The organism is Candidatus Shikimatogenerans silvanidophilus (assembly GCF_018200315.1).
Classification (GTDB): domain Bacteria; phylum Bacteroidota; class Bacteroidia; order Flavobacteriales; family Blattabacteriaceae; genus Shikimatogenerans_A; species Shikimatogenerans_A silvanidophilus.
The window spans coordinates 1-8,653 of sequence record NZ_JADFUB010000011.1 but is presented as its reverse complement, the minus strand read 5'-3'; the positions used below and the strand labels follow the sequence as shown (position 1 = coordinate 8,653).

Annotated in this window: 8 protein-coding genes and 3 tRNA genes; 7 read left to right on the top strand and 4 right to left on the bottom strand. The window is 15.0% G+C overall.

Annotated elements, in window-relative coordinates:
* Positions 1-150: 150 nt before the first annotated feature.
* From KHQ18_RS01565 to KHQ18_RS01555, 3 genes are all read left to right on the top strand, one after another.
* Positions 151-1,590: an Rne/Rng family ribonuclease gene (locus tag KHQ18_RS01565; RefSeq protein WP_212113376.1), complete on the top strand. Its 1,440-nt coding sequence runs from the start codon at positions 151-153 to the stop codon at positions 1,588-1,590.
* A gap of 24 nt (positions 1,591-1,614) precedes the next feature.
* Positions 1,615-1,697: transfer RNA gene (locus KHQ18_RS01560), tRNA-Leu, on the top strand.
* Between the two features lie 18 nt (positions 1,698-1,715).
* Positions 1,716-3,644, top strand: a complete 1,929-nt coding sequence (locus tag KHQ18_RS01555) for a DNA gyrase/topoisomerase IV subunit B (protein WP_212113375.1) — start codon at positions 1,716-1,718, stop codon at positions 3,642-3,644.
* Positions 3,645-3,704: 60 nt separating this feature from the next.
* On the opposite strand, the gene KHQ18_RS01550 is transcribed toward KHQ18_RS01555, so the two are convergent.
* Positions 3,705-4,238 carry a hypothetical protein gene (locus tag KHQ18_RS01550; protein ID WP_212113374.1) on the bottom strand — a complete coding sequence of 178 codons (534 nt, stop codon included), beginning with the start codon at positions 4,236-4,238 and terminating at the stop codon, positions 3,705-3,707.
* 69 nt (positions 4,239-4,307) lie between these two features.
* Entirely contained in the window at positions 4,308-4,694 is a 387-nt protein-coding gene (gene rpsP / locus KHQ18_RS01545; RefSeq protein WP_212113373.1) for a 30S ribosomal protein S16, read from the bottom strand.
* Positions 4,695-4,836: 142 nt separating this feature from the next.
* On the opposite strand from rpsP, the gene KHQ18_RS01540 reads away from it, so the two are divergent.
* The 4 genes from KHQ18_RS01540 (at position 4,837) to rpsT (ending at position 6,906) form a co-directional block, all read left to right on the top strand.
* Positions 4,837-4,907: transfer RNA gene (locus KHQ18_RS01540), tRNA-Gln, on the top strand.
* 32 nt (positions 4,908-4,939) lie between these two features.
* The gene (locus KHQ18_RS01535; RefSeq protein ID WP_212113372.1) at positions 4,940-6,175 is read left to right on the top strand and encodes a 3-phosphoshikimate 1-carboxyvinyltransferase; all 1,236 of its coding nucleotides are present in this window, start codon (positions 4,940-4,942) and stop codon (positions 6,173-6,175) included.
* 367 nt (positions 6,176-6,542) lie between these two features.
* A tRNA-Glu gene (locus KHQ18_RS01530) sits at positions 6,543-6,614 on the top strand.
* A 34-nt stretch (positions 6,615-6,648) separates the two neighbouring features.
* Positions 6,649-6,906, top strand: a complete 258-nt coding sequence (gene rpsT / locus KHQ18_RS01525; RefSeq protein ID WP_212113377.1) for a 30S ribosomal protein S20 — start codon at positions 6,649-6,651, stop codon at positions 6,904-6,906.
* Positions 6,907-6,923: 17 nt separating this feature from the next.
* Here rpsT and KHQ18_RS01520 read toward each other — a convergent pair whose 3' ends face one another.
* A complete protein-coding gene (locus tag KHQ18_RS01520) occupies positions 6,924-7,688 on the bottom strand; it encodes a glycogen/starch synthase (RefSeq protein ID WP_212113371.1) in 765 nt (254 codons plus the stop codon).
* Positions 7,689-7,731: 43 nt separating this feature from the next.
* Positions 7,732-8,653, bottom strand: a 922-nt coding sequence (locus KHQ18_RS01515) for a mechanosensitive ion channel domain-containing protein (RefSeq protein WP_212113370.1), incomplete at its 5' end; no start/stop codon positions are given.

The window sequence follows — 8,653 nt, the reverse complement described above, 5'->3', positions numbered from 1 at the left end:
AAAAAAAAAAAAAAAAAAAAAAAAAAAAAAAAAAAAAAAAAAAAAAAAAAAAAAAAAAAAAAAAAAAAAAAAAAAAAAAAAAAAAAAAAAAAAAAAAAAAAAAAAAAAAAATAAAAATTTTTTTTTATTAAATATAATTTATTCATAAAAATGAATAAAAAATTAATTATAAATGTAAAAAAAGTAGAAAAAAAAATAGAAATTGCTATTATAAAAAATGGAAAATTATCATTCTTTTATAAAGAATCTATAAATAAAAAAATTTCTGTTGGAGATATATATTTAGGAAAAGTTAAAAAAATTTTTAATTCATTAAATGCAGCTTTTATAAATATAAATAATTATAAAGATGCATTTTTACATTATAAAGATTTATATATAAAAAATAATAAAAAAAATATTTCAGATATACTAACAGTAGGTGAAAAAATATTAGTTCAAATTATAAAAGAACCAATATATAATAAAGGACCAAGATTAACAACAGAAATAACTATACCAGGTAGATATATAGTTTTAATTCCATTTTCAGATAAAATTTTAATATCTAAAAAAATAAAAAATAAAGAAGAAATAAATAGACTATTAAAAATAATATATAAAATTAAACCTATTGGATTTGGTATAATAATTAGAACATTATCTAAAAATAAAAAAATAGAATTTTTAAAAAAAGATATAGATTATTTAAAAGAAAAATGGAATAATGTTATAAAAAAAATATATAAAAATAAAATTACTAAAATATTAAATGAAGAAAATAAATATTTATGCATATTAAGAGATACATATAATAAAGATTTTAATGTTATATCATGTAATGATATAAATTTATATAAAAAAATTAAATTATTTATAGATAAATTTATATATAAAAAAAATATATTAAAATATTATAATGGATATATTTCTATATTTGAAAAATATGGAGTAGAAAAACAAATTCAAATGTTATTAAGTAAAAAAGTTCCATTTGGTAAAGGAGGTTATTTAATTATTGAACATACTGAAACTCTTAATGTAATAGATGTTAATAGCGGAAATAAAGAGTATCCATCTTTAGAAATTAATTTATTAGCTTCTAATGAAATAGTTAAACAAATTATATTAAGAGATATGAGTGGAATAATAATTATTGATTTTATAGATCTTAATAAAGAAAATGATAAAAAAATACTTTATGAACATTTTAAAAAAAAAATGAAAATTGATAGAACAAAACATAAAATATTACCACCAACAAAATTTGGATTAGTTCAAATTACTCGTAAAAGATTTAGAAATCAAATTATAAAAAAATTTAAATTTAACTATAAAGATACAAATATTTCACCATTCTCACATATTTATTATATAGAATCTATCTTAGATAGTATTATAATTATACAAAGAAAAAAAAAAAAAAATGATAAAATTTATTTACATACTCATCCATTTATTTCTGCTTATTTAAAAAAAGGAATATTTTCTATACAATTAAAATGGTTTTTAAAATATAAAAAATGGATAAAAATTATTTCTAGAGATTCATTTAAATATTTAGAATTTAGTTTTTTTAATGAAAAAAATATTATTTTTAATAATAAATAAATAATAATTAGTTAATGTTTTTAAGCGGATGTGGTGAAATTGGTAAACACGCTAGACTTAGGATCTAGTGCTTAAAAGCATTAAGGGTTCGAATCCCTTCATCCGCACTAAATATAATAAATTTTATGAATAATTATAATGCAGAACATATACAATCTCTTAAAGGAATAGAACATATTAGATTACGTCCTTCTATGTACATTGGAAATACTGGAATAAAAGGATTACATCATTTATTAAATGAAGTAATAGATAATTCTATAGATGAATATTTAGAAGGATATTGTAATAAAATTATAGTAACAATTTATAAAAATAATTTTATTGAAGTAGAAGATAATGGAAGAGGAATTCCTGTAGATTATCATAAAAAAGAAAAAAAATCAGCTCTTGAAGTAGTTTTAACAAAAATTGGATCTGGTGCAAAATTTGATAAAAAAAATTATAAAATATCAGGAGGTTTACACGGAGTTGGAATATCTTGTGTAAATGCATTGTCTAAAAAATTTATTGCAACTATTTATAGAAATAATAAAATTTATCAACAAAAATATAAATTTGGAAAACCTATTTCTCCAATAGAAATAATAGGAAATACAAATAAAATAGGAACAAAAATAAAATTTTTATTTGATGATAATATTATTAAAGAAAAATCATATAATTATGAAATAATTTTTAATAGATTAAGAGAATTATCTTTTCTTAATAAAGGACTTAAATTATTATTAATAGATAAAATAAATAATAAAGAAGAAGTTTTTTATTCAAAAAAAGGATTAAAAGAATTTTTAATTATTTTAGATAAAAAAAAAGAACCAGTTATTAAAAAAATTATTTCTATTAAAAAAAAATATAAAAATAATTTGTTTATTGATATAGTTCTTAGATATAATGAATCTTTACAAGAAAATATTTTTTCATATGTTAATAATATAAAAACTGAAGAAGGTGGTACTCATGTTTTAGGGTTTAAAAAAGCTATTTTTAAAGTATTTAAAAAATTTATTAATAATAATAATAATAATAAAAATAATAAAAATAAAATATACATTATAAACGAAGATATATTAGAAGGATTAACAGCTATTTTATCAATTTATATTTCTGATCCACAATTTGAAGGACAAACAAAAACAAAATTAGTTAATAAAGATATAATAAAAAAAATAGAAATACTTACTATAAATGTATTAAGTAATTTTTTAGAAGAAAATCCTAAATATTATAAAAAAATTTTTTATAAAATTTGTTTATCAGCAAGAGCTAGAATAGCATCAAAAAAAGCAAGAGAATTAATAAATTTAAAGGTAAAAACTAATTATATTAATAATACACCAATTAAATTATCTGATTGTTCTTTAAATAATCCTAAATTATGCGAAATTTATTTAGTTGAAGGAGATTCTGCAGGTGGTACTGCAAAACAAGGAAGAGATAGAAATTTTCAAGCAGTTTTACCATTAAGAGGAAAAATATTAAATGTAGAAAAATCTATTGTAAATAAAGTTTTTGAAAATGAAGAAATAAAAAATATTTTTACTTCATTAAGAATATCATTTAATGATAAAAAAAATCATAAAGAATTTGATATAGATATTTCTAGATTAAAATACCATAAAATTATTATTATGACAGATGCAGATGTAGATGGAAGTCATATATCTACATTATTATTAACTTTCTTTTTTAGATATATGAAAAAATTAATTATAAATGGTCATATATATATAGCTACGCCTCCTCTTTTTTTAATAAAACAAAATGAAAAAAATAAAATGTATGCATGGAATGAAAAACAAAAAAATAATTTAATAAATAAATTTTTTAATAATAAAAAAATAATAATTCATCGTTATAAAGGGTTAGGTGAAATGAATGCTAATCAATTATGGGAAACAACAATGAATCCTGAAAATCGTTTTTTAAGAAAAATATATATACATGATGAAGAAAAAGCAGATAAAGTTTGTTCTATGTTAATGAGCCATAATGTTTTTCCTAGAAAAAAATTTATTGAAAAATATGCCTTAAATGCAAATACTGATATTTAATTTAATGTTTTTTTAATGTTTTATTGTTATTTATTTTTTAATGTTTTATTGTTTTATTTATTAATTTAATGTTAATAATCCTTCTGGAATTATCATAAAAATTTTTTTATTTTTAAAATCAATTTTATTAATATAATTTTCTACTGATGGAATATAAATAAATTTATTTTTAAGTTTACAATAAACTTTAAATAAAGCTTGGGGAAAAATATTATTTATATTTATAATTTTTCCTATAAATCCTAATTTTTTATCTATTATAGAATAATTAATTAATTTATATTTTATAAATATAAAATTTTTTTCATTACAAAAAGTATAAAAATATGGTGAAAAAAAAATTTTTTTTATAAAAAATTTTTCTTTGTTAAAGTATGGTGGATTATTTAATAAATAATAAAAAATTATGTCTTTTTTTTTTTTATAAAAACAAATATTAAATGGTGTTAAAATACCATCTATTTTTATAAAAAAAAAATTTAATTTTAAAAAAAAATAAAAATTTTCTTTTATTAATAATTTAATTCCTATTTTTTCATTTTTAATATTTTTAATATAACCTAATAAAAAAATATTTTTATTATTATATTTCATAATATATTTTAATAATTTAAAATATATTTATTTATATATTTTAATTATTATTTTATATTATTATTTTATTTATTTATTATTATTTTTAATATTATTTTTGTTATTATTTTTGTTATTATTTTTGTTATTATTTTTGTTATTATTTTTGTTATTGTTTTTTATTTTTTTATTTTTAATTTTATTTTTATTTTTATTTAATCTTAAAATATGTCTTTTTAATAAAATTCCTTTTTTTGATAAAATATTTTTAGCAGTTTTTGTAGGTTGTGCTCCTTTTTCCATCCAATATAAAGACCTTTCTTCATTAAGAAAAATAAAACTTGGATTTTTCATAGGATCATAAACACCTATTTTTTCTAAAAATCTTCCATCTCTTTTATATTTAGAATCTGCTACAACAATAGAATAAAAAGGTCTTTTTTTTCTTCCTTTTCTTTGTAATCTAATTTTTAACATATAAAATTTTTATTTAATAAATCAATTATGTATATATGTATATATTATATATAATTAATATATTATATATTTTTTTAATTTATATAATAAAATTTTAACATATATTTTAAAAACTTAATATATATTTTAAATTTTAATAATAAGACTCGTGGTGTAACGGTAGCACAACAGATTTTGGTTCTGTTAGTTGAAGTTCGAATCTTCACGGGTCTGCATACATATGTTTATTATTTTATTTATTATTTATGGAATTTTTTAATATTTCTAAAAAAGAAAAATCAATAACTGGATTAATTAATATAACAGGATCTAAAAGTGAATCAAATAGATTATTAATTTTAAAAAAAATTTATAAAAATAAAATAATATTAAAAAATATTTCTGATTCAGAAGATACTAAAATTTTAAAAAAATCTTTATATAATAATGAAAAAATAATTAATATTAATCATGCTGGAACAGCAATGAGATTTTTAACAGCTTATTTTTCTTCTGAAGAAGGAAAAAATGTAATATTAACAGGATCATCTAGAATGAAAAATAGACCTATAAAAATATTAGTAGATACTTTAAATAACATGGGTGCAAAAATAGAGTATCTTGAAAAAGATGGATTTCCACCAATAAGAATAATAGGTAAAAAATTAAAAGGTGGAAAAGTAAAAATTAATTCAAATGTTAGTAGTCAATATATTAGTGCTATAATGTTAATAGCACCAAAATTAGAAGAAAAATTAGAAATAAAATTATTAGGCAAAATAACATCTTATCCATATATTAACATGACTTTACAAATTTTAAAAAAAATTGGTATTTATGTTAAAGAAAAAGATAGAAAAATTGTTTTATTTCCTAAAAAAGATATAAAAAAATTAAATTTTTGTATAGAATCAGATTGGAGTTCAGCATCATATTATTATTCTTTATGCACTTTTTCAGAAAATTGTAATCTTTATTTAAAAATGTATAAAAAAAAAAGTTTACAAGGAGATATGTATGTTCATAAAATTTATGAAAATTATTTTGGTATTAAAACTATTTTTCATAATGATTATATTTTTTTACATAAAAAAAAATATCATAAATATCCTAAATTTTTAGAATTAGATTTAAATTATACACCAGATATAGCTCAAACAATTGTAGTAACTTGTGCTGGACTTAAAATAAAATGTATTATAAAAGGATTAGAAACTTTAAAAATTAAAGAAACTGATAGATTAAAAGGATTAAAAAATGAATTATTAAAAATAGGTATTAAATCTAATATAAATAAAGATTCTATTGAGATTGTTTCTTATAAAGAATATAATAATAAAAAAATATGTATTAATACTTATAAAGATCATAGAATGGCTATGTCTTTTTCTACTTTAGGAATATTATATCCTATAAAAATATTTGATCCTAAAGTAGTAAAAAAATCATATAAAAATTTTTGGGAAGATATGGAAAAAATAGGTTTCGATATTAAAAAATAATAAAAAAAATAAAAATATATTTATAAAATAAATATATTTATATTATTTAATAATTTTATTTAATAATAAAATAATAAAATTTTTTTTTATAATTATTTTTATATAATAAATTTTATATAATAAATTTTAATTATATTATTTTATTATTTTATTATTTTATTATTTTTATTTATTTTTTTATTTTAATAATTATTAATATTATTAATAAATATTAATAAATATTAATAAATATTAATAAAAAAAAATAATTATTATAATTATTATAATTATTATAATTATTATAATTATTATAATTATTATAATTTATAATTATTATAATTATATATATAATTATTTTATATATTAATTATAATTTTTATGTGTATTAGGCTCATTCGTCTATCGGTTAGGACATCAGATTTTCATTCTGAAAAGAGGGGTTCGATTCCCCTATGAGCTACTTAAAAAATTATTATTTTATTGTTATTATTATTATGGCTAATCATAAATCAGCAATTAAAGAAATACGTAAAAATAAAAAAAAAAAAATAAAAAATAAATATAAATTTAAAAGTTTAAAAACTAAAATTAAAAAATTAATAAAATCTAAAAATTTAAGTAATATTAAAAAAGAAGAAAGAAAAGTATATTCTATGATAGATAAATTAATAAAAAAAAATATTATACATAAAAATAAAGCTTCAAGATTAAAAAGTAAATTTAATTTTTTTATAAAAAAATTAAATAAATAAAATAATTTTTTTTAAAATTATTTTATTATTTTATCATTATTTAAAATTTTAATTTTTTTTTTAATTATATATTTTTCTACTTCTATATATAATTTTTCTTTTTCATTTTTAAAAATAAAATCACAAAAATCTAAACAAATTTTATAAATATTTAAAATATTTGGTTTTTTTAATTTTTGTACATATTTTTCTTTTATACCATCTAATAAAATTTTATTTATTAATTTATTATTTAATTTTTCTTTAAAAAAATCATTATATAAGTATGTAATAATTTTTGTATTTTTATTATTAAAAATATTATTATAAATAGTTTTTATATAAATAGGAATTAAAAAAGTAAACCATCCATGTAAATGAATAATATCTGGTATCCAATTCAATTTTTTTAATGATTCAATAACTCCTTTAGTGAAAAAAAGAATTCTTTCATCATTATCTTTAAAAAATAATCCTTTTTTATTTCTATATTCTCCTTTTCTACTAAAATATTCTTCATTATATATAAAATAAACTTGTAATTTATAATTATAATTATTTATAGAAGATACTTTAATAATCAAAGGTTTATATAGATCATTTATATTTATTTTTATTCCAGATAATCTTATTACTTCATGTAATTGATGTTTTCTTTCATTAATAATTCCAAATTTAGGCATAAAAAGTCTTACATCATTTTTTTTATTATTATACTGTAAAAATTTTTCTACATTATAAGAAATTAAATTACTTTTTAAGAAAGGTGAAATTGATGAAGAAACACATAATATTTTTTTCATTTTTTTTTAAAAAAAATTTATTTTAATTTAATGTTAATTATTTTTAAATTCTTGTGTAAATGTTAATGATTTTTAAATCAAATTCTTGTGCAATAGTTAATAAATGATCAAATATATTTGCTTGAATATTTTCATATTCTAATAAAATAGAAGTTTTTGTAAAACAATATATTTCTAAAGGTAGTCCATATTCATTTATATTTAAATGTCTGACCATTATAATTTCTTTTTTAGAAATATTAATATTTTTTTTTAAATACATAAATGAATATTTTCTAAATATTCCAATATTAGTAAATAATTTATTATTATTATTTTTTTCTATATTTATTATATAATCTTTTATTAAAAAAATTTTTTTATATTTTTCTATATTATTACAAAATTTAAAAGATTTAATATCAAATAAAATAAACCTTTTAATTCTACGAATATTTTTTTTACGTAATTCTTCAAAATTAATAATAGATGTAGATATAAAGTCATATATAGGAACATTTGTTATACTTCTATCAAAATTTTCTATTTTTACATATAATAAATTAATTTTTTTTACTATACCTTCTATTTCATATTTTTTAATATATATCCAATCTTCTATTTTAATAATTTTTGTAATATATATATAAATTACAGATAAAAATCCAATAATAGTATCTTTAAAAATAATAATAATAATTGCAGTTAAAGGACCTAATTTATTTATAATATTAATTAATTTAATTTTAAATAAAAAAAAAAAAATTGTTATTATAAAAAAAAAAATTAATAAAATTTTAAATAATTGATAAAAAAAATTATAAAAATAATGTATAGTAACATTTATATAATTATTTTTATTTTTAATTAATTTTATTAATTTAATTAATAATATTAAAAAAAATATTATAAAAATAATAAAAAATATATTTTTTATTATTAATATAATTTTTATTGGAAATAATTTATCATTTTTATGTAAAAAT